This window comes from Ancylobacter radicis (assembly GCF_018449475.1).
Classification (GTDB): Bacteria; Pseudomonadota; Alphaproteobacteria; order Rhizobiales; family Xanthobacteraceae; genus Ancylobacter; species Ancylobacter radicis.
Genome location: NZ_JAHCQH010000017.1, coordinates 394852 through 415213, shown reverse-complemented (window position 1 = coordinate 415213; position 20362 = coordinate 394852). Strand labels below are relative to the sequence as shown.

The following is a 20362-nucleotide window of genomic DNA, read 5'->3' as shown; positions in this document are numbered from 1 at the left end:
ATGGCACGCGAGGTTTCCAAGGGCCGCAAGGCCGCCGTCACTCTCCTCGCCTGGGGCGTGGCGCTGCTGATCTTCTTTCCGATCCTGTGGACCTTCCTCACCTCGTTCAAGACCGAGGGCGAGGCGATCAATTCCCATCCGTCCTTCCTGTTCTTCGACTGGACGCTGGAGAATTACGAGACGGTCAACCAACGCTCCGACTACCTCGCGCATTTCTGGAACTCGGTGGTGATTTCGCTCGGCTCGACCCTGCTCGGGCTGATCATCGCGGTGCCGGCGGCGTGGTCGATGGCCTTCGTGCCCGGCAAGCGCACCAAGGATCTCCTGATGTGGATGCTCTCCACCAAGATGCTGCCGGCGGTGGGCGTGCTGGTGCCGCTCTATCTGCTGGCCCGCGACACCGGGCTGCTGGATACGAAGACCGGCCTCGTCATCGTGCTCACCATGGTGAACCTGCCGATCATCGTGTGGATGCTCTACACCTACTTCAAGGAAATCCCCGGCGAGATCCTCGAAGCGGCGCGGATGGACGGGGCCACCCTGTCCTCGGAAATTCTCTATGTGCTCACGCCCATGGCGGTGCCGGGCATCGCCTCGACGCTGCTGCTCAACGTCATCCTCGCCTGGAACGAGAGCTTCTGGACGCTGAACCTGACGGCGGCCAGCGCGGCGCCGCTCACCGCCTTCATCGCCAGCTATTCCAGCCCGGAAGGGCTGTTCTACGCCAAGCTTTCAGCGGCCAGCACCATGGCCATCGCGCCCATCATGATCCTGGGCTGGTTCAGCCAGAAGCAGCTCGTGCGCGGGCTGACCTTCGGCGCTGTGAAATAGGGAGAGACCCATGGGCGAGATCGTTCTTTCCGAGGTCCGCAAGTCCTTCGGCGGCATGTCGATCATCCAGGGGATCGACCTCGTCATACCCGATGGCGAGTTCGTGGTGTTTGTCGGCCCCTCGGGCTGCGGCAAGTCCACCCTTCTGCGGCTCATCGCCGGGCTGGAGGACACGACGTCCGGCATCATCTCCATCGACGGCAAGGATGCGACCAAGCTTCCGCCGGCGCGGCGCGGCCTCGCCATGGTGTTCCAGAGCTACGCGCTCTACCCGCATATGAGCGTAAGGAAGAACATCGCCTTCCCTCTGCGCATGGCCGGCGCTTCCGCCGAGGAGCAGGAGCGCAAGGTGCAGGCGGCGGCGAAGGTGCTGAACCTCACCCCCTATCTGGACCGCAAGCCGAGCCAGCTGTCCGGCGGTCAGCGCCAGCGTGTCGCCATCGGCCGGGCCATCGTGCGCGAGCCGGCGGCGTTCCTGTTCGACGAGCCGCTGTCCAATCTCGACGCGGCGCTGCGTGTCTCCATGCGGCAGGAAATCTCCGAGCTGCACCAGACGCTGAAGACCACGATGATCTACGTCACCCACGACCAGGTGGAGGCCATGACCATGGCCGACCGCATCGTGGTGCTGAACGCGGGGCGCATCGAACAGGTGGGTAGCCCGCTGGAACTCTATCGTTCGCCCGCCAACCTCTTCGTCGCCGGCTTCATCGGCAGCCCGAAGATGAACCTGATCGAGGGCGCGGAGGCCGCAAAGCACGGCGCCCCGACGCTCGGCATACGGCCCGAGCATATCGACCTCACTGAGGACGGGCCGTGGACGGGTACGGTAGGGCTCTGCGAGCATCTCGGCTCCGACACCTTCCTGAAGGTCGAGGTGGAGGGCGTCGGCCAGATCAATGTCCGCGTCGGTGGGGATGTGCCGCTGCGCCATGGGGCGCGGGTGCGTCTGGCCCCGCAGCCGGACAAGCTTCACCGCTTCGACGCCGCCGGCAAAGCCATGGGCGGTGCGGCGCCCGGCGCCTGAGCGCGCCGCCTTCGCCCGACAGACATCGGCCGCCCGCCGGCCGCGCCTTCAAACGTCGCCCGTCCCCTTTGGCGCGACAACCGGAAGTCCTGAGAGATGACGATCCCCGCCGCACTGCCGCCCGTCCTCGCGCTCCCCGCCTATGACCGTGCCCGTCTGACCCCGGGCATCGTCCATATCGGCCTCGGCAATTTCCACCGGGCCCATCAGGCGGTCTATCTCGACGACCTGTTCGCGCTCGGCGAGGGGCATGACTGGGCGATCATCGGCGCTGGGGTGCGCCCGGCCGATGCGGCGATGCGCGAGGCGCTGAAGGCGCAGGACTGCCTGTCCACCGTGATCGAGCTCGATCCGACCGGCCGGCGGGCGCGGCGCATCGGCGCGATGATCGATTTCCTGCCCGTCGAGCATGGCAATGGCGCGCTCATCGCCGCCATGGCCCGGCCGGAGATCCGCATCGTCAGCCTTACCGTGACCGAGGGCGGCTATTTCATGGACCCGGCCGGACAGCTCGATACCGCCGCCCCCGACATCACGGCCGACGCCACCCATCCCGAGGCACCGGAGACCGCCTTCGGCGCCATTCTCGCCGGGCTGAAGGCGCGCCGCAGCGCCGGCATTCCACCATTCACGGTCATGTCCTGCGACAATCTCCCCGGCAACGGCCATGTCACCCGACAGGTGGTGGTCGGTCTCGCGCGGCTGTTCGATGCCGAGCTTGCTGACTGGGTTGAGGCCAATGTCGCGTTCCCGAACGGCATGGTGGACCGCATCACCCCCGCTACCGGGGAGCGCGAGCGGGCCATGGCCGCGGCCTTCGGGCTCGATGATCCGGTGCCGGTCACCTGCGAGCCCTTCCGGCAATGGGTGCTGGAGGATCATTTCCCCGCCGGCCGGCCGGCGCTGGAGAAGGTCGGCGTCATCTTCACCGATCATGTCCATGCCTATGAGACGATGAAAATCCGCATCCTCAATGGCGGTCACGCCATCATCGCCTATCCCGGCGGGCTTATGGACATTGAGCTGGTGCATGAGGACATGGAGCAGCCGCTCATCGCCGCCTTCCTCGACAAGGTCGAGCGCGAGGAGATCATCCCCATCGTGCCGCCGGTGCCCGACACCGACCTTGAGGCCTACTACGCCGTCATCCGCGCGCGCTTCGCCAATCCGGACGTGGCGGACACGGTGCGCCGCCTCTGCCTCGACGGCTCGAACCGCCAGCCCAAATTCATCGTGCCCTCGATCCGCGACAACCGCGCCGCCGGGCGGCTGCCGAAGGGGTTGATCCTGCTGTCCGCGCTGTGGTGCCGCTATTGCGCCGGGGTGAGCGACAGCGGCGCGGTGATCGCGCCGAACGATCCCAACTGGGCGGAACTGACCCTCCGCGCCCAGCGGGCCAAGGACGATCCCGCGGTCTGGCTTGCCATGAGCGAGGTTTACGGCGATCTCGGCGGTGATCCCGACATCGTGGTGGCTTTCGCCCACGCGCTGCGCGCGCTATGGGCGAACGGCACCCGCGCCGTCCTCACAGACTATCTCGCGGGCTGAAGCCGAACCTTCGAGAGGTTACCCATGGCCGCATCCGCCACGCTCTCCGCGCCGGTTCTTCTCTGCGCCGGCGAAGCGTTGATCGACATGGTGCCGCGCCAGATGCCGGAGGGGCGGGCCTTCCTGCCGCTGCCGGGCGGCTCGGTGTTCAACACCGCCATCGCGGCAGGGCGGCTCGGTGTGCCGACCGCTTTCTGGTACGGCCTGTCCACCGACCTGTTCGGCGACCAGCTGCGCGCCGAACTGGCACGGGTGGGCGTCGACACCGCGCTGTGCCGGCCGTCGGACCGGCATTCGACGCTGGCCTTCGTCACGCTGGTCGAGGGGCAGGCGCGCTACCTGTTCCTCGACGAGAACACGGCCGGGCGCATGCTCACCCCGGCCGACCTGCCGGAGGTCCCCGCCTCGGTGCAGGCGCTTTTCATCGGCGGCATCAGCCTTGTCGGCGAGCCGGTGGGATCGACCATGGAAGCTCTGGCCGCGCGCGTAGCGGGCGACGGGCAGGGGCGGCTGATCATGCTCGACCCGAATATCCGCCCCGGCTTCATCCGCGATGAAGACGCCTATCGCGTCCGCATCCGCCGGCTGATCGGCCTCGCCCATGTGGTGAAGCTCTCTGACGAGGATCTCGACTGGCTGATGGGGGAGGGCGACCTTGCCGACAAGGCCCGCGCGGTGCAGGCGATGGGCCCGCGTCTCGTGCTGGTGACGCAGGGCTCGCGCGGTGCGCGGGTCTTCGGCGCCGGGCTCGATGTCGCCGTGCCGGCCCCCATCGTGACGGTCGCCGATACGGTCGGGGCGGGCGATACCTTCAACGCCGCCTTCCTCGCGGCGCTGGAGCGGAAAGGCGCGCTGGCGCCGGCCGCACTCGCGGCGCTGGATGCCAGTGCTGTCGCGGACGTGCTCGCCTTCGCGGTGCGCGCCGCCGCGATCTCGGTCACCCGCGCGGGAGCCGATCCGCCCTGGCGGCACGAGATGGAGGAGACGGCCGGCGCGTGAGGTTGCGAGCGCGATCGGGCTAACCGTACTGGATCGTGGCTATTCTGAAATGATCCCAAGGGATGGCGCAGATTCGGTCCTTCGGCAGCGGGCTGCCGAGCCGGCCGGTTTCCCGAGGAGCTCCCTCATTTCAGATATTCAGCATCCGTCACTTTCTCCATCCAGGTGACCACCTTGCCGTCGAGTTCCTCATGCACGGCCAGATGCGACATGGCCTGCTCGGCGCTGGCACCGTGCCAGTGGCGCACATTCGGCGGAATCCAGACCAGATCGCCGGGCACCACCTCCTCCACCGGTCCGCCTTCCTTCTGCACCCAGCCGCGCCCGGAAATGATGAACAGGGTCTGGCCCAGCGGATGCGTGTGCCAGGCCGTGCGGGCGCCCGGCGCAAAATTCACCGTTGCGCCGTTGACGCGCGAAGGGGTATCGCCCTTGAAATTGCCGGAGACGCGGACGCTACCGGTGAAGTAGGCGTCCGGCCCCGGTACCGATGGCGCATCCTTGGCGCGCACGATCTTAAGCTCCCCAGCGGGTGCGGCAGACGCACCGGGGGCAGGCGCGGCAGCTTGAGCCGGTGTTCCGGCCCGGCTGTCGAATACGCGCTGCAACACCGGAACCGCGGAAAAGGCGCGCGGCCAGCCGGCATAGAAGCCAAGATGCGCGAGTGTTTCCGCAACCTCGTCGCGCGTCAGCCCGCTGTCCATCGCCCGGTTGGCATGGAAGGGCAGTTGCTCCGGCTGGCCGATGGCAATCAGCGCCGTGATGGTAATGAGGCTGCGGTCACGGGCTGTGAGCTCCGAACGCCGCCAGAGATCGCCGAACAGAACCCGGTTGGTCAGATCGGCCAGTTCGGGCGCGGTCGGCCCAACCGTGGTGGTGACGGTGGCGGAGCGGGCGGCTTCGGCGGCCGCGTCCAGTTCGATCCGGGCGGCGGCGCTCGGGTCCACCGGGCCGATGCCGCGATCGACATATACGCGCTGCACCTCGGTGACCGCCGAGAGCGCATTCGGCCAGCCGCTGTAAAAGGCGAGATGGGTAATGACCTCGCCGATCTCGACCGGCGTTACCCCTGTATCGAGCGCGCGGGCGGTATGAGCCCCGACCTCGGCAGTCTTGCCGGTCGCGATCAGCGCGGCCAGCGTGACAAGGCTGCGGTCACGCGGCTTGAGGGCATCGCGCGCCCAGACCTCGCCAAACAGGACGCCATCCGTGAACTGTCCCAGACCCGGCGCGACCTGATAGACGGCCTCCGGCGCAACGCGGGTGCGGCGCGTCTCTTCGGCCGCGACCGCGGTGGTAGTAAGCGCGGACAGGGCGAGGCTGGCAGCAAAACTCTTCACAAGCGAACTCCTTGTTTTCAATGTCGCGCCCCCGCCGGACACAAGGCGGACGGGGTGGATGATGCGCGCGCGGCGCGGCGCGCGGCGGATCAGCTCGGATTGCCCGGTCAGTTGCTTGACGGCTGGCTCTGCAGATAGGCGGTGATCGCCGCGCGATCCGCCGCGTTGGTCACGGAGATGGTCATGGTGCTTCCCTTCACCATGGCGCGCGGATTGGCGAGGAAGGTGTCGATCTGTGCCGCATCCCAGGTGATGCCGAGGTCGCGCAGGCCGGCCGAATAGCGTGCGCCCTCGACACTTCCCGCCTGGCGTCCGATGACGCCGTTCAGGCTGGGGCCGATGCGGTTCTGTCCCGGCTCAAGGGAATGGCAGGAGGCGCAGCGGGTGCGGAACAGGCGTTCTCCGGTCGCCGCGTCCTGTGCGCTGGCCGGAGGGGCGAGACCCGAAAGGGCGAGAGTTGAGCAGGCAAGTACGGCGAGGAATCGAGAGGCCATCCTGTCTCCGGCAAGGTTCGCTATCGTCGAGGCCGGACGGTGGCGGGCGCCAACGCAGACCTTAGGAAGCTCAAGCTTACGCAGAGGGATGAGGAGGGATTAGCCGGGCTCTCTCGCATGGCGCTATGTGGGAAATTCATCAATCCCACTATCAACTTATCGTTATTGCGCGAGGCCGGCGAAGCCCTATGGGAAGGGCGGTTTCGGCAGCATTTGCGCTGGCCGGTATCTATTGCCGCTTACCACTGAGGGCTTCTGCCGCCTCGCCAGCGGCGCGAATCCCACTAAGCAGCGCGCCATGTGCGGTCGAGAAGTCCGTAGGATGCGTGGCCTCGCCGGCGAAAAACAGCCGCTCCTCGAAAGGACGGGCGATCTGGTCGCGTGCGGCGCGGTGACCGGGCAAGGCATGACTGTAGCCGCCCCCGATCGTGGGCGTCGCGCCCCAGGCGGAGGCGAGAGCCGGTCGCAGAGCGCGGCGCACATTCCCGCCGAAGAGGGCAACGAGCTGGTCGGTGGCATGGCCGAAGGCAGCGTCCGTTCCCGCCGCAAGGGCGCTGCGGGCGCCGGCGCCGCCGAGGAAGCACTCGATGACGGGGAACCCGAAGGGCCGGATGTAATAGGTGCCCGATGCCGGGTCATGGAGGTCGCCCTGCACATGGGTCTCCGCCTCGAAGGGCGAGGGACCGATGATCTCCAGAAACAGCTTCTCGTTGCAGCCCAGCGGCAGATGCGCCGCCGCCGCGCGCCAGGGACCGAGCGCGGCCGGCCAGCGGATCGCCGTACCGGCAAGCACGTGAGTGGAGACGGTGATGATCGCCGCCCGGCAGCGCAGCGTGCCGCGCGGGGTGACGAGTTCGACGACGGGCCCGTCGACGTCGATCCGCTGCACCGGCGTTGCCAGATGCAGCGCCACATCGGCAGGGAAGCGGGAGGTGATCAGCGTGCCGTAGCCAGCCGGCAGACGCCAGTTGAGATCGGTCGAGGCGCTATCATAAGCGGCATAATCGGCGGCCGATATGCGCTCCAGTTCGTCGCCGCTGATATAGCCGCTCAAGGCCTGGAGATAGGCGAGCCATCGCTCGCCGCGCTTCACCGCGTCAAAGGCCCGGTCGCTGGCCGGAGGTTCATCGACGAGGCTTCGGCTCCAGGTGTCGAACGCCGCGCCGGCCGCTTCCCAGTCCGCCGGGGCAGCCCCGAGATCGCCGAACTGCTGATCCCAGGCACTGCGCCGGCGATCCAGGACGAAGCCGGCGGCCTCCGCGATCCGCGCCCACGGGTTGCGGTCGGCCGAATGCAGCCAGCCGCAACCAAGATCGAGGGACAGGCCGCGCGTCATCGCGGTCCAGGCGCGCCCGCCAAGGCGCGGCAGGGCCTCCAGCACGACAACCGACAGGCCGCGACCGGCCAGCCGCCGGGCGGCGCCGATGCCGGCCGCGCCGGCCCCGATGATGGCGATGTCGCAGGTGTGGGTCATGCGGGGATGCTAGAGCATTTTCGAGCGACGTGGATTTCTGTTCGCGGCAAGAAAATGCGTAAAAACAACATTCTAAAGCTGTATCGGTGAACCCGTGTTCGCCAAGACCGCTTCAGGCCGGCTTCACCGCATAGCGAAGATGGACCACGCCGTGATCGAGCGTTTCAGCGGCGAGGAGCGACAGGGTGACCTTGCCGGCGAGCCCGTCGGGGCCCGCGTCGACGATGGCCTCGCTGCCCGGCCGGGCGTCGAGCGCGGGGGCGATGAGCACGCTGAACTCATCGACGAGACCGGCGGCGAAGAAGGCGCCATTGGCGCGCGCGCCGCCCTCCACCGCAAGGCGCTGGATGCCGAACTCACGCGCCAGAATCTCCAGCGTCGCCGCAAGGTCGATCTCGGCGCCCTCGGCGACGATGTAGGAAACGCCATCGGCCGCGAGTTCGGCGAGGTGGCTGTCCGGCACATCCCGGCCGAGCAGGGCGATGGCAGAATCGCCACCGACGCCTGATCCCTTGAAGTGCACCTTGCCGGAAGGATCGAGCGCGATGGCGTAGCTCGCCGCCCGCGTCGCGACATGGAACGGGCGCGCCACCGCGCCGACATTCGCCGGCGGATGCGGCACGCCCTTGGCCATCTCGGTCATCGTCACCCGCCCGACCAGCCAGGCATCGGCTTTCAGTGTGCCGTGGACCTGCTCATAGAGCCGGCCCCAGTCGGCGCGGCCACCCTGCGGGCTGTCGGTGAAGCGGCTCGGGTGCAGGCGCCCATCGAGCGAGGTTTCCATAAGGCAGATGACATAGGGCTTCACGGGCGCACCTCGGACGAAGGGACCGCCGGCGATGGCCCGCCGACGGTCGGGGAAGGGATTTCAGGCCGCGTCGGGAAGCGGAAGCGAGGCCATGTCGATGACGAAACGATAGCGCACATCGGCCTTTTCCAGCCGCTCGAACGCGGTGTTGATCTCATCCATGCGGATCATCTCGACATCGGGGAGAACGCCGGCCTTGGCGCAGAAGTTCAGCATCTCCTGTGTCTGGGCCATACCGCCGATCGGCGAGCCGGCAATGCGGCGACGGCCCAGCAGCAGCGGCACGGTGCTTGGCTCCGCCAGCGGGCCGATCTGGCCGACCAGCACCAGCGTCGCGTCGACATCGAGCAGCGGCACATAGGGGTTGATGTCGTGCTTGACCGGCACGGTGTCGATGATGAGATCGAAGCTGCTCGCCGCCTGCGCCATGGCGTCCGCGTCGCTCGACACCAGCAGGCAGTCGGCGCCGAGCGCCAGCGCGTCGGCTTCCTTGTCCCGGTTGCGGCTCAGCACGGTGACATCGGCGCCCATCGCGGTGGCGAGCTTCACCGCCATATGGCCGAGCCCGCCGAGGCCGACCACGCCGACGCGGCTGCCTGGCCCGACATTCCAGGTGCGCAGCGGCGAATAGGTGGTGATGCCGGCGCAGAGCAGCGGGGCGGCCTTGGAAAGGTCCAACCCTTCCGGCACGCGCAGCACAAACTCCTCGCGCGTTACGAGGTGCTTGGAATAGCCGCCCTGGGTCAGCGCGGTCGGCTCGCAGGAAAAGCGGTCCGTGTCGCTATAGGTCTGGACCGGCCCCTTGCGGCAGAGTTGCTCGAGACCCTTCCGGCACTGATCGCAGCTCTGGCAGGAATCGACGAGGCAGCCGACCGCCACATGGTCGCCGACCGCGTAATGCTTGACATCGTTCCCGACGGCGGTCACGCGGCCGATGATCTCGTGGCCGGGCACCAGCGGGTAGCGGCTCCAGCCCCAGTCATTGCGTGCCTGATGCAGGTCCGAATGGCAGACCCCGCAGAACAGAACTTCCATCGCGACGTCGTTCGGCCGCAGCTCACGGCGCTCGAAATCATAGGGACGGAGCGGGGTCGTCTCCGAGCGCGCCGCATAGCCAACGGTCTTCATGGGCTTCTCCTGTGCGTGGCTGCCGCACCGCTGACGCGCGGCGCCGGGATGTCCACGCCTGAACTAGGACGGGCAACCCGGCAGGGGTAGAGCCGCCGCGCGCTAGCTCTCATGAAGGGCGCTCATCAATGAAAGTCGCGTATGCGAGGCTCGGGGGGCGCGGCCCCCGATTGATGAGGCTCCCTCATCACGCCATGCGCGCTCCGGCCGGTAGTCGCAGGGCAAGCTGCCCTCTAGCCTCGATCCACCCTGCACCGCCGCACGCCTCCCGCCGCGCGGAATGGGCGATAGCCCGGCGGGAGCCGTCCCGGACGGTGCCGGCGTCGCTGCGTGGCGACCGGCGCGCGCCCTTTCACTGGAATCATCATGCTGACTCACGATACGCCTGTCGCCGAGGGCATGACGGAGGCCACAGCCTCCCCTGCCGCGAATTGGGGCGGCGTCTTTGCGCTCTCCCTCTGCGTCTTCACGCTCATCGCCTCCGAGTTCATGCCGGTCAGCCTGCTGACGCCAATTGCCAACGAGCTGCACATCAGCGAAGGGCAGGCCGGGCAGGCCATCTCGGTGTCCGGCGCGTTCGCGGTGCTCACGAGCCTGTTCATCACCGCCATCGCCGGCCGTCTCGACCGCAGGATCCTGCTGCTCGCGCTGACGGGCCTGATGATCGCCTCGGGCGCGATCGTGGCGACGGCGCCGAGCTATACGGTGTTCATGATCGGGCGTGCGCTGATCGGCATCGTCATCGGCGGCTTTTGGTCCCTGTCGGCAGCGACCGCGATGCGGCTGGTGCCGGCACAACAGGTGCCGAGGGCGCTCGCCATTCTCAATGGCGGAAATGCCCTGGCTACCGTGGTCGCGGCTCCGCTGGGCAGCTTTCTTGGCGGGATCATCGGCTGGCGCGGCGCCTTTTTCTGCGTTGTCCCGGTCGCCGTTGCGGTCTTCGTCTGGCAGTTCATCAGCCTGCCCTCGATGAAGACCGAGGCGCGCGCCACCTCCGTTCATGTGTTCTACCTGTTTCGCCGGCCGGTGGTGTGCCTGGGCATGGCGGCCGTCAGCGTGTTCTTCATGGGCCAGTTCGCGCTGTTCACCTATCTGCGCCCCTTCCTTGAGACGGTGACGCGGGTCGATCTGACCGCGCTGTCGCTCATCCTGCTGCTGATCGGTGTGACCGGCTTCATCGGCACCCTGTTGATCGAACGCTTCGTGAGGAACGATCTTTACCGCACCCTTATCGTCATCCCTGCCATCATGGCGGTGATCGCGGCGGCGCTGATCGGCTTCGGCGCGTCCCCGCTGGTGACCGCCGCCCTGCTGGGCGTGTGGGGCCTGCTTGCGACCTCGGCGCCGGTCGGCTGGTGGACCTGGCTGTCGCGCACCATGCCGCGCGACGCGGAAGCCGGCGGCGGGCTGATGGTCGCGGTGGTCCAGCTCGCCATCACCATCGGCGCGACGGTCGGCGGCGTGCTGTTCGATGCCAGCGGCTATCAGGCGACATTCGGGGCCGCCGCCGTGTTGCTGGTGATCGCCGCCTGGCTCGCCGCGAAGACGGCCCAGCGGGCCGCTCTCGTTGCGTCCTGACGGCGTGCCTATTGACCCGCTCATGAGCCGAATGAAAAACCCGCCGGATCGCTGATCCGGCGGGCTTTTCTTCGTCAGGTTCAGAGCGGTTGCGGGCGACCCCTAACCGCCTCCGAAAACGCTGCAGCCGCCACCTCGTCGCGGTGAGGGGCGGCTGCTCCCGGTGCCGGGCTGCGGGGCCGTGGCACCGAAAGGTGGAGGTCGTTAGCCCGCCATGTCCGTCAGTCTGCTGCGCGAGAGCGGCAGGCTGCGGATTCTCTGGCCGGTCAGGACCGACGCGGCGTTCACCACGGCGGGCGGCACGCCGGGAAGGCCGGGCTCGCCAATGCCGCCCATGGGAGCACCGCTTTCGACGATGCGCACATGCACCTTGGGCATCCGCTCGGGCGGCAGGATCGGGTAGCCGTCATAGTTGCGGGCGCGCGGGACGCCCCCTTCATAAACGACTTCCTCCAGCAGCGCCGAGGACAGTCCAAGCGCCACGGCCGAGTTCACCTGCGCCTCGATGATCGCGGGGTTCACGATGCTGCCCGGGTCGACCGCCACCCAGACATGGTGGACGACGACCTCGCCGCCCTTGAGCGACACTTCGGCGATGGTCGCGACCTCGCTGCCAAACGGCGAGGCCATGGCGACGCCACGGGCGCGCCTTGTGCCGTCCTCGGCGGTGAAGGGGCCACGCTTCCAGCCGCCGGAAAGCGCGGCGACCGCCTCGATCAGGTTGCGGTGGCGCGGGTTGTCGGCGAGCAGGCGCCGGCGCAGCTCATAGGGATCCTGCTTGCCGGCATCGGCCATCTCGTCGAAGAACGTCTCGTAGAAGAAGTCGTTCATCGAATGCCCAACCGAGCGCCAGAAGCCAATAATGGTGGGGTCATCGACATGGACATGGCCGACGCGGCGGTTCGGGATCGCGTAGACCTTGCCGGCGATGCCTTCCACGGCGGAGCTGTCGACCTTGTCGGCCGTGCGGCCGAACCACCGGCCGGTGGCGCCCTCGCCGACGGCCACCGCGCTCAGCGCAACCGGCAGGCCGTTGGCGTCGAGGCCGGCGCGGAAGCGGGCGAGGCTCATCGGCCGCAGCGCGTCGCGCAGGAACTCCTCTTCGCGGGTCCAGAGCAGCTTCACCGGCCGACCTGTCGCCTTGGCGAGCATGATTGCCTGCTGGTAGGGATTGGCCGTCTGATAGAGGAAGTGCCGACCGAAGAAGCCGCCGAGAATCGGCGAGTGGATGATGACCTTCTCCGGCGCGATGCCGGCCACCTTGGCCGCATCGGCCTGGAACATCTCAGGCGCCTGGTTGGGTGCCCAGACCTCCAGCGTACCATCCGCGTTGAAGCGGGCGATCGCCGAGGGCGGCTCCAGCTGGGCATGGGCGAGATGCGGGGCATCGAAGCTTGCCTCGACGATCCGGGCGGCACCCGCCAGCGCCGGGCCAACCTCGCCATGGGTCTCGAAGGCGAGGCCGTCGCCGGTGCGCGCCTTGAGGTCGGCGAGGTGCTTCTCCGAGGAGTAGTCCGCCGGCATGACCCGGACCGTGCTGCCGGGAGCGGCCTCGACCCAGGTGATCTGAAGGGCCTCCACGGCACGCCGCGCCCGCCACCAGCTATTGGCCAGCACAGCGACCGCACCGGGCAGGCGGTGCACGGAGTGGACTCCCGGCATCGCCTTGACCTGATCCTCATTGGCGAGGGTGCCAGGTTCCATGCCGAGACGAACGCCATGCTGGACGGCGCCGTACAGCATGCCATCCACCTTCAGATCGATGGCGTAGGTCGCCTTGCCGGTCGACTTGTCGCGAATGTCGATACGGGCGACCGGCTTGCCGATCCAGCGGAAATCCGCGCGGGCGCGCAGGGGGACGTCCGTCGGCACCGGCAGGGCGGCGGCGGCCGTCGCGAGATCGCCATAGGGGATCGAGCGGTTCGAGGCGGCGTGGATCACCCGGCCGGGCTGCGTCGAGAGTTCCGCTATCGGTACGCCGAGTTGGGTCGCGGCAGCCTGGAGCAGCATCCGGCGCGCGGCGGCACCGAGCTTGCGCATGGCGTCGTAACTCATGCGCACCGACATGCTGCCACCGGTGAAGCGGTAGCCGCCGATCAGCGTGTAGTCCGGGCCGGGAGGCGCGCCTTCGACGACGAACTGCGTGGGATCGACGTCGAGTTCCTCGCCGACGATCTGGGCCATGGCAGTGAAAATGCCCTGGCCGCCCTCGATAAAGGCGCTGCGGAACAGCACCGTGCTGTCCGGCTGGATCTGGATATAGGCGTTGACGCGCGTGCCCGGCACGATGGCGGGCGCGGCCTCCTGCGCGAAAGCGCGTCCGCCCGCCGGCAGGGCGACGCCCAGCACCAGGGCGCCGAGCGAGGCACCCAGAAAGCTGCGCCGCGACAGGTTGAGCGGCACGGCTTCCGGCGGGACGGTGGGGAGGGGGCTCATCTCGTTCATCGCGCCGCTCCTCACGCCTGCGCCGCGTGCCGGACGGCGGCGGCGATCGCGTTATAGGTGCCGCAGCGGCACAGATTGACCATGGCGGCGGCGATGTCCTCGTCGCTCGGCTTCGGGGTCTGCTTGAGCAGCCCGGTCGCCGCCATCACCTGGCCGGACTGGCAGTAGCCGCATTGCGCGACCTGCTGCGACACCCAGGCTTCAACGACCTTCTGCCCCACCGGATCCTGCGTCACCGCCTCGATGGTCATGATCTGGCTGCCCGCGACCGCGTCGACCGGCGTCACGCAGGAGCGGGTCGGCTGGCCATCCACCAGCACGGTGCAGGCACCACACTGAGCGAGGCCGCAGCCATATTTGGTGCCGGTCAGCCCGAGTTCATCGCGCAGCACCCAGAGCAGTGGCGTATCGGGCTCGATATCCAGCTGATGCAGTTGCCCATTAATGGTGATGTCCACCGTCATTCTCCTTGTAAAAGGCAGCCGGAAACGGAAGTGCCGCGCATGCAGGCGGTCGCGACGCTGCGGAAGGCAGCGCCGTCGTCGGTCATTCCACCGCTTCCATTTGGTCTAATTCTATCAGCCGCAGGATCGACAGATTAGGCGCACACCCCGCTTGCCCCCATGAGCCGCGCTCATGAATGCCGCGTCAGAGCGCCTGAATGCTCGACGTCCGGTCTTCGTGCCCGGCGGCACACTGGGCGGAAGTGAAACCGGCGGAACTGAAACCGGCAGGAGCGACGTGGGAGGGGGTGCTGGGAGAGGTCGCGTCGGCGACGTCCGTCTCGTCATCGCTGGGGTCGAAGCGGGCCGGCGACAGCACGACGATGGTAGGTTGGGCGGCGCTCAGCGTGGCATGATCCGCGGTCGACGTTTCCGGAAAACACTGGGCGAAGAGTATGCCCAGCACGATGGCCGCGAGGAGATAGCTGCTGCCGAGGCGCCGGGAGTCGACGACATAGTTGTCGGGGTCGTAGGACATGCTGTTCCTCTCGTGTTGCTCAGCCGCGCCCAGCCAATATTCAAGGTCTTGCGCGCTCTGTTTACGCATCGATCCAGCGCGCGGCGCAGCACTCGCCAAAACGTGTTCTCGTGGCCGGACACTGTGGTCGACGCGACGCTCGCCTCACCCGGCAAGCGTCGCGGTCAACGGGAATTGCCCGCGTGTCAGCAGCGGCGTGATCCCGCCGTCGAGCCGCCCGAGCCGGATCAGGCCGGGCCAATAGTGGTAGTCCGCATAATAAAAGACGAGATTGCCCCAGGGCGCGAAATAGGCGATGTCGCCGGGCGCCTCATTGCCGAAGATCCCGCTGCCCGCTTCGGTCAGCTTGCGTGGTAGATAGGCGATCTTCTCGTTGGTCGAATAATCGTCGATCTTGAGCGTGAGCGGGAGCATCGACACGAAATCGCGCGTCGTCGGGTTGTCGAGCAGAGTTGCCGTGAACACCTGCCCGCTGAAGGCAAATTCGACTTTCATGAACGGCTTCTCCGCTCCTTGGCCCCACGCGGGCCCCGACGCACCAATGGCGCGCGCGGACATACCGACCACACAGGCTCCCAGCACCATTCTGCGCGTCATGACCATGATCACTGTTCCATTCACGGGCGTATGGAAGCCCACGACATGGCACTTATCCGCCGTGTCTGACGGTAAGGTAGCGAGACTGCCGGGCGTCGGTTAGCGGTGGGCTGCCGCATGGAGACATGAGGGCGATTCATCAATCGTACGCGTCGCTATCATGGGGTTCGCAGCGTCGCTTCGAGAGAGAGTTGATGAAGTCGTGACGGGAGGAGTGGCGTTCGATGCCGAGCGGCACCTATCAGCCCTTTGTTCTTACGATATAATCGACCTGTTCTTATGAGAGGTGATCATGGATGGCGCGCGAGAACATCAATGACCTTCTGGCCTTCATCGCTGTCGCTCGCGAACGCAGTTTCACGCGGGCGGCCTCGCGCATGGGGGTGTCGCAGTCGGCCCTCAGTCACACGATCCGCCAGCTCGAAGCTCGGCTCGGCGTTCGCCTGCTGACGCGTACCACCCGCGCCGTCTCGCCGACCGAGGCCGGCGAGCGCCTGCTGCAAGGCATAGGGCCGCATTTTGACGAGATCGAAGCCCAGGTCGATGCGCTGAACGATCTGCGCGACACCCCCGCGGGGACCATCCGCATCAGCGCGTCCGACTATGCCATCAGCAGTACACTCTGGCCCAAGCTGCAGAAATTCCTGCCCAGATACCCGGATATCAAGGTCGAGTTGATGCTCGACAATGGCCTCACCGACATCGTTACCGAGCGCTACGATGCCGGCGTACGCATGGGCGAACAACTCGCCAAGGATATGATCTCGGCCCGCATCGGCCCCGATTTCCGCTTCGCCGTGGTCGGAACCCCCGCCTATTTTGCGGAGCATCCGGCCCCGGTACACCCGCAGGATCTCGTCCAGCACCGCTGCATCAACTACCGTTTCCAGACCTCCGGCGGCCTGTGGGCCTGGGAGTTCGAGAAGGACGGTCGCGAGCTGAAGATACGGGTCGATGGCCAGTTGGCCTTCAACAACATCTTCCATGTCCTGGATGCGGCGCTTGCTGGCGCAGGCCTTGCCTTTGTCCCCGAGGAGATCGCCCGCGACCATATCCGCGCGGGGCAGCTCCTCCGCGTGCTGGAGGACTGGTGCGCCTTTTGGGACGGCTTCTATCTCTATTACCCCAGCCGACGTCAGTCCTCGCCGGCCTTCGTCGCTTTGCTGGACGCCCTGCGTCATCGGACATAACGTCGCCGGTTGCCGAACTCAGCAGGCCACCGTTAAACGCCAATCAATCGATTGATGAGGTCGACTCATAACTTCTAGCCAATTCATAGGCCTACCTTCCGCGTCCGCCTCGCGCCACTTTGTCCGGCAGGCAGAGCCGCCCAAGGCTCGCAAAGGAGGCTGCTATGGATCGACACGCAACAGACAAGACCGCTACGAGGAACACAACGGGCGAGACGATTGATCGTCGCGACTTGCTCAAAATGGCCGGCGTGGGCGTGGCCACCGTCGGCATGATGTCTCTCCTGGACACGTCATCGGCCCGCGCGCAAGACATGTCGCGGGGCGCGGCGAATTTCTACACCAGCGACAAGGTCACGCTTGAGAAGGTCACCTTCAAGAGCCAGTATCAAATGGACGTTTTCGGAAACCTGTTCGCTCCGAAGGAGCTAAACCGGAGCGCGCGCAACCCGGCCATCATCGTCGGCCATCCCATGGGCGCGGTGAAGGAGCAGAGCTCCAACCTCTACGCGACCAAGTTGGCGGAACAGGGCTTCGTGACGCTGGCCATCGATCTGCCCTTCTGGGGTGAGAGCGCCGGGCAGCCGCGCAACATGGTGTCGCCGGACCTCTATGCCGAGGCCTTCAGCGCCGCGGCCGATTATCTCGGCACCCAGCCCTTCGTCGATCGCAACCGCATCGGCGTTCTCGGCATCTGCGGCAGCGGCAGTTTTGCCATCAGCGCGGCCAAGATCGATCCGCGACTGCGCGCGGTGGCGACGGTCTCCATGTACGATATGGGGTCGGTAAATCGCAACGCGCTCAACCATTCGCTCACTCTGGAACAGCGCAAGGAGATCGCGGCCGCCGCCGCCGAGCAGCGTTATGTCGAATTTGCCGGAGGCGAGGTGGCGGTCGCCGGTGGCACCGATCTCGTGCTCAGCGCCGATACCCATCCGATCCAGCGCGAATTCTACGACTTCTATCGCACGCCCCGCGGTGAGTTCACGCCGGCCGGCGCGTCCCCTCAGAGGACGACTAAGCCGACGGTGACGAGCAATGTGAAGTTCATGAACTTCTATCCCTTCAACGACATCGAGACGATTTCGCCGCGTCCTATGCTGTTCATCAGCGGGGATCAGGCGCACTCGCGCGAGTTCAGCGAAGACGCCTACAAACGCGCAGCGGAGCCGAAGGAACTGGTCTGGGTTCCGGGCGCCGGCCACGTGGATCTGTATGATCGTGTCGATCTGATCCCCTTCGCCAAGCTCACGAGCTTTTTCAAGCAGAACCTGGCGGCCTGACGGCCGGCTACGATCGCGAAGTGCCGGCGTGTCAAGGAAAGGACGGGTGGCCGGGGAAATGACCCATGTGCTCGCGAAGCCGTGGGGAGATCATCCGGCAGGACGCGCATCGGCGCGTCCTGCCGGGAGGAAGAGACGGATAAGGCGAGCGCCTTACGGCAGGCGACCTCCTCAATATGAGGGCGTCGTCGGCGGTGTCATTTTGTCAGTTCATTATTACCCTTAAAAGGCATCGCTCGTGACGTCTTGCGCATCGGCCATTGTCGGTGAACCCTTCGGACTGGTTGATCCCCAAGGCTGTCTTTGCGCGCCATGCCGGAATCAAATGCGATGGTCGGAACCAGTGCGATTGATCCTGCCACGCGCCCCGGTCGCGGCGACGGTGCTGATTGTCTACATCAGTCGATGAGCGTCGGGTCACCAACCGACCAGGCGAGACCATCGCCGCGATCCAGCGTGCGGAGCAGCGCCATATCGCTGTTGTCGATCTCAAACCCTCCAAGGTTGATATTCTCGCGCATCCGCTCGGGGTTAAGGCTCTTCGGCAGCACCGCATAGCCGCTCTGGACGCCCCAGCGCAGCAGCAACTGCGCCTCCGACACTCCATATTTGGCGGCCAACTTCCCGAAGATGCCAGCATCAGAGGCGGTCTCCCCGGTCTTGGCGCTGTCCTGACCCGGATCGACGCGCCACGTCGAGAGCGGCGCCAGGCTGCTATAGGCGATCGGCGCGATGCCGTGCTGTGCCATGAATGCAAGCAGAGCGGGCTTCTGTGACCAGGGATGCAGTTCGATCTGGTTGGCTTCAGGCAGGGCAAGACCGGCTTCGGCGATCTGCTCGATGTGCTTGATGTTGAAATTGCTGACGCCGATGCTGCGCGCCCGTCCGTCCTGCTTCAGGTCAAGCAGCGCCTGCCATTGGGCGAGGCGCTGCGTCCCGCCATGCGGCGAGTGGATGAGGTACAGGTCGACATCGTCGAGGCCGAGCAGATCGAGGCTCTCCGCGAAGGCCGCGAGGGCCTGCTGCCGGTTCTTCGGCTGCTCTCCCCATGCGGCATTGCCGGGCCACAGTTTGGTGGTGACGAAGATGTCGTCGCGCGACAGGCCGCAGGCCGCGATGCCTGCGCGGATACCCTCACCGACGCCCTTTTCGTTTTGATAGACTTGCGCGGTGTCGATGTGGCGATAGCCCTTCTCGATCGCCGCGCGGACAGCCGACGCGCTCACATCCTGATGAATGAGATAGGTGCCGAAGCCCACTGCGGGAACGGCGACCGTGGCGTTTAAAGGAAAGCTTTTATTTAGCAAAGTCATAGTCGCTCCGATTGGGTTCGCTGGCCGGTATTCCAGTGGTTCGCGGGACGCGCCCCTGCGATCTGGCGACCGAGCCCTTGCGGTCATAAATATGACTGGGGTATTTTGGCTTCCAGCCAACGTATGCTTATGGATGCCATAAGGAGGCCTAATGGATAATCTCGCAGCCTTGCGATCATTGGCTTCCGCCGCCCGACAGGGCTCGCTTTCGGCCGCCGCCCGGCTCCTGAAGATCACGCAGCCGGCGGTCAGCCAGCACATCGCCGCACTCGAACGAGCCTATGGCGTCGAACTGGTGATCCGCGGGCGCAACGGCATCCAAATGACCGAAGCGGGAGACTTGGTGCTCTGTCATGCCGAAGACGTTCTTGCGGGCATTGCTCGGCTCGACGAGGCGATGTCAGCTCTGAAATCGTCGCCCGATGGCCGCCTTGCCATCGCCTGTCCGCTACTGATCGCACGGAGTGTGATCGTGCCGGTGCTGGCTGACCTCCGCCGCCTGCATCCAAATCTTAGGATCGATCTCAAGGAGAGCGACCAGATACAGGCACCTGCCGAACTGGGGGTGGACTTGGCGCTTCGTGCCTGCCGCCTGGGCCCCGCCGAGGGTACGGTTCGAAAATTGGCCGACATCGAACAGGTTCTGATCGCGGCCCCGGCCTATCTCGACCGGGTCGGGCGCCCGCAATCGGCAGCCTCTGTCGCGACGCTCGACTATATCCAGTACAAGGACGATCCCGACGAACGTTCTCTACCGCTCGCGGATGGCAACGAAATGCCCATCACCGTGGCATTCGCAGCGCAGATGCCAGATCTGATGCTACATGCAGTTCGCAGTAACCTGGGAATCACGAGCCTGCCACGGTTTTTCGTCCAGTCGCTTCTGGATACCGGCGAGATCGAGGAGGTCCTGCCAACCCGCCCCATCGCCGCCAAGGCGCTCTACCTGATGCGCGCGCCCGGCACGTCGAGCAAGAGCCGTCGGGTCGCAATATTCGTCGAACGCTTCGTCGCAGAACTTGGCGTGCAGCGAGGCTTCCGATTGGCGACCGGGTCGCAGCGACATCAACCTCAATAGCGAACCAAGGCGTTTGGCGTCTCTATCGCTTTCGGTGACGATCAGCGGGGGGCAGAAGCCCAGCACGTCGCTCATGCAGCATCGCCTTCATCTCGTGGCAGTGCATGCGCTTGATGATGTCGCCGCGCTCGTCCAGCTCGCGCAGCGTGGCATTGGCAGCCTTGCGGCGCAGGAACGTCTCGTTGGCCTACGGCCCCTTCCGACGGATCTGGGCTCTCCAGGAGACGGATTTTAGTTTAGTAAGGGTA

18 protein-coding genes are annotated in these 20362 nt (G+C 66.3%); 8 read left to right on the top strand and 10 right to left on the bottom strand.

The features are described 5' to 3' along the window. The 4 genes from KIP89_RS13740 to KIP89_RS13725 all read left to right on the top strand — a co-directional run bounded on the left by KIP89_RS13740 (position 1) and on the right by KIP89_RS13725 (position 4405). Positions 1 to 831: a carbohydrate ABC transporter permease gene (locus KIP89_RS13740; protein WP_213755979.1), complete on the top strand. Its 831-nt coding sequence runs from the start codon at positions 1 to 3 to the stop codon at positions 829 to 831. A gap of 10 nt (positions 832 to 841) precedes the next feature. Beyond that, positions 842 to 1858, top strand: coding sequence for an ABC transporter ATP-binding protein (locus KIP89_RS13735; RefSeq protein ID WP_213755978.1), 1017 nt, complete (start codon positions 842 to 844; stop codon positions 1856 to 1858). 96 nt (positions 1859 to 1954) lie between these two features. Next, entirely contained in the window at positions 1955 to 3406 is a 1452-nt protein-coding gene (locus tag KIP89_RS13730) for a mannitol dehydrogenase family protein (protein WP_213755977.1), read from the top strand. A gap of 24 nt (positions 3407 to 3430) precedes the next feature. Next, positions 3431 to 4405, top strand: coding sequence for a carbohydrate kinase family protein (locus KIP89_RS13725; protein ID WP_213755976.1), 975 nt, complete (start codon positions 3431 to 3433; stop codon positions 4403 to 4405). 125 nt (positions 4406 to 4530) lie between these two features. Here KIP89_RS13725 and KIP89_RS13720 read toward each other — a convergent pair whose 3' ends face one another. The 5 genes from KIP89_RS13720 to KIP89_RS13700 all read right to left on the bottom strand — a co-directional run bounded on the left by KIP89_RS13720 (position 4531) and on the right by KIP89_RS13700 (position 9649). Then, positions 4531 to 5745, bottom strand: a complete 1215-nt coding sequence (locus tag KIP89_RS13720; RefSeq protein WP_213755975.1) for a (R)-mandelonitrile lyase — start codon at positions 5743 to 5745, stop codon at positions 4531 to 4533. 107 nt (positions 5746 to 5852) lie between these two features. Then, positions 5853 to 6239, bottom strand: a complete 387-nt coding sequence (locus KIP89_RS13715) for a c-type cytochrome (protein WP_213755974.1) — start codon at positions 6237 to 6239, stop codon at positions 5853 to 5855. 229 nt (positions 6240 to 6468) lie between these two features. Beyond that, positions 6469 to 7713 (bottom strand): flavin monoamine oxidase family protein, encoded by a 1245-nt coding sequence (locus tag KIP89_RS13710; RefSeq protein WP_213755973.1) that lies wholly within the window; start codon positions 7711 to 7713, stop codon positions 6469 to 6471. Between the two features lie 112 nt (positions 7714 to 7825). Further along, complete coding sequence (locus KIP89_RS13705) at positions 7826 to 8521, bottom strand: dihydrofolate reductase family protein (RefSeq protein WP_213755972.1); 696 nt, start codon at positions 8519 to 8521, stop codon at positions 7826 to 7828. 60 nt (positions 8522 to 8581) lie between these two features. Further along, on the bottom strand, positions 8582 to 9649 hold the full coding sequence (locus KIP89_RS13700; RefSeq protein WP_213755971.1) for an NAD(P)-dependent alcohol dehydrogenase: 1068 nt from the start codon (positions 9647 to 9649) through the stop codon (positions 8582 to 8584). 366 nt (positions 9650 to 10015) lie between these two features. Between KIP89_RS13700 and KIP89_RS13695 the strand changes: the two genes are divergently transcribed. Further along, the gene (locus tag KIP89_RS13695) at positions 10016 to 11227 is read left to right on the top strand and encodes an MFS transporter (protein WP_369807151.1); all 1212 of its coding nucleotides are present in this window, start codon (positions 10016 to 10018) and stop codon (positions 11225 to 11227) included. 204 nt (positions 11228 to 11431) lie between these two features. Here the strand turns inward: KIP89_RS13695 and KIP89_RS13690 are convergent, their stop codons facing one another. The 4 genes from KIP89_RS13690 to KIP89_RS13675 all read right to left on the bottom strand — a co-directional run bounded on the left by KIP89_RS13690 (position 11432) and on the right by KIP89_RS13675 (position 15256). Then, the gene (locus KIP89_RS13690) at positions 11432 to 13672 is read right to left on the bottom strand and encodes a xanthine dehydrogenase family protein molybdopterin-binding subunit (RefSeq protein WP_213755970.1); all 2241 of its coding nucleotides are present in this window, start codon (positions 13670 to 13672) and stop codon (positions 11432 to 11434) included. Between the two features lie 11 nt (positions 13673 to 13683). Continuing rightward, on the bottom strand, positions 13684 to 14130 hold the full coding sequence (locus KIP89_RS13685; protein ID WP_369807150.1) for a (2Fe-2S)-binding protein: 447 nt from the start codon (positions 14128 to 14130) through the stop codon (positions 13684 to 13686). Between the two features lie 190 nt (positions 14131 to 14320). After that, on the bottom strand, positions 14321 to 14653 hold the full coding sequence (locus KIP89_RS13680; RefSeq protein WP_213755968.1) for a hypothetical protein: 333 nt from the start codon (positions 14651 to 14653) through the stop codon (positions 14321 to 14323). Between the two features lie 144 nt (positions 14654 to 14797). Next, a complete protein-coding gene (locus KIP89_RS13675; protein ID WP_369807149.1) occupies positions 14798 to 15256 on the bottom strand; it encodes a cyclophilin-like fold protein in 459 nt (152 codons plus the stop codon). Between the two features lie 290 nt (positions 15257 to 15546). Here KIP89_RS13675 and KIP89_RS13670 point away from each other — a divergent pair, with 290 nt between their 5' ends. Together KIP89_RS13670 and KIP89_RS13665 are read left to right on the top strand one after the other, a co-directional pair. After that, complete coding sequence (locus KIP89_RS13670) at positions 15547 to 16440, top strand: LysR family transcriptional regulator (RefSeq protein WP_213755967.1); 894 nt, start codon at positions 15547 to 15549, stop codon at positions 16438 to 16440. A gap of 164 nt (positions 16441 to 16604) precedes the next feature. Further along, positions 16605 to 17723 (top strand): alpha/beta hydrolase, encoded by a 1119-nt coding sequence (locus tag KIP89_RS13665; protein WP_213755966.1) that lies wholly within the window; start codon positions 16605 to 16607, stop codon positions 17721 to 17723. Between the two features lie 398 nt (positions 17724 to 18121). Here KIP89_RS13665 and KIP89_RS13660 read toward each other — a convergent pair whose 3' ends face one another. Beyond that, positions 18122 to 19036 (bottom strand): aldo/keto reductase, encoded by a 915-nt coding sequence (locus KIP89_RS13660; protein ID WP_250152462.1) that lies wholly within the window; start codon positions 19034 to 19036, stop codon positions 18122 to 18124. A 151-nt stretch (positions 19037 to 19187) separates the two neighbouring features. On the opposite strand from KIP89_RS13660, the gene KIP89_RS13655 reads away from it, so the two are divergent. Then, positions 19188 to 20114: a LysR family transcriptional regulator gene (locus KIP89_RS13655; RefSeq protein ID WP_213755965.1), complete on the top strand. Its 927-nt coding sequence runs from the start codon at positions 19188 to 19190 to the stop codon at positions 20112 to 20114. The last annotated feature ends 248 nt before the right edge of the window (positions 20115 to 20362 follow it).

What these genes read in the sequence shown, in the direction of transcription:
- KIP89_RS13715 (WP_213755974.1), bottom strand. Translation starts at nt 6,239, where the DNA reads ATGGCCTCTCGATTCCTCGCCGTACTTGCCTGCTCAACTCTCGCCCTT.
- KIP89_RS13700 (WP_213755971.1), bottom strand. Translation starts at nt 9,649, where the DNA reads ATGAAGACCGTTGGCTATGCGGCGCGCTCGGAGACGACCCCGCTCCGT.
- KIP89_RS13735 (WP_213755978.1), top strand. Translation starts at nt 842, where the DNA reads ATGGGCGAGATCGTTCTTTCCGAGGTCCGCAAGTCCTTCGGCGGCATG.
- KIP89_RS13670 (WP_213755967.1), top strand. Translation starts at nt 15,547, where the DNA reads ATGGCGCGCGAGAACATCAATGACCTTCTGGCCTTCATCGCTGTCGCT.
- KIP89_RS13690 (WP_213755970.1), bottom strand. Translation starts at nt 13,672, where the DNA reads ATGAACGAGATGAGCCCCCTCCCCACCGTCCCGCCGGAAGCCGTGCCG.
- KIP89_RS13665 (WP_213755966.1), top strand. Translation starts at nt 16,605, where the DNA reads ATGGATCGACACGCAACAGACAAGACCGCTACGAGGAACACAACGGGC.
- KIP89_RS13655 (WP_213755965.1), top strand. Translation starts at nt 19,188, where the DNA reads ATGGATAATCTCGCAGCCTTGCGATCATTGGCTTCCGCCGCCCGACAG.
- KIP89_RS13730 (WP_213755977.1), top strand. Translation starts at nt 1,955, where the DNA reads ATGACGATCCCCGCCGCACTGCCGCCCGTCCTCGCGCTCCCCGCCTAT.
- KIP89_RS13710 (WP_213755973.1), bottom strand. Translation starts at nt 7,713, where the DNA reads ATGACCCACACCTGCGACATCGCCATCATCGGGGCCGGCGCGGCCGGC.
- KIP89_RS13725 (WP_213755976.1), top strand. Translation starts at nt 3,431, where the DNA reads ATGGCCGCATCCGCCACGCTCTCCGCGCCGGTTCTTCTCTGCGCCGGC.
- KIP89_RS13660 (WP_250152462.1), bottom strand. Translation starts at nt 19,036, where the DNA reads ATGACTTTGCTAAATAAAAGCTTTCCTTTAAACGCCACGGTCGCCGTT.
- KIP89_RS13695 (WP_369807151.1), top strand. Translation starts at nt 10,016, where the DNA reads ATGCTGACTCACGATACGCCTGTCGCCGAGGGCATGACGGAGGCCACA.
- KIP89_RS13740 (WP_213755979.1), top strand. Translation starts at nt 1, where the DNA reads ATGGCACGCGAGGTTTCCAAGGGCCGCAAGGCCGCCGTCACTCTCCTC.
- KIP89_RS13680 (WP_213755968.1), bottom strand. Translation starts at nt 14,653, where the DNA reads ATGTCCTACGACCCCGACAACTATGTCGTCGACTCCCGGCGCCTCGGC.
- KIP89_RS13675 (WP_369807149.1), bottom strand. Translation starts at nt 15,256, where the DNA reads ATGGTCATGACGCGCAGAATGGTGCTGGGAGCCTGTGTGGTCGGTATG.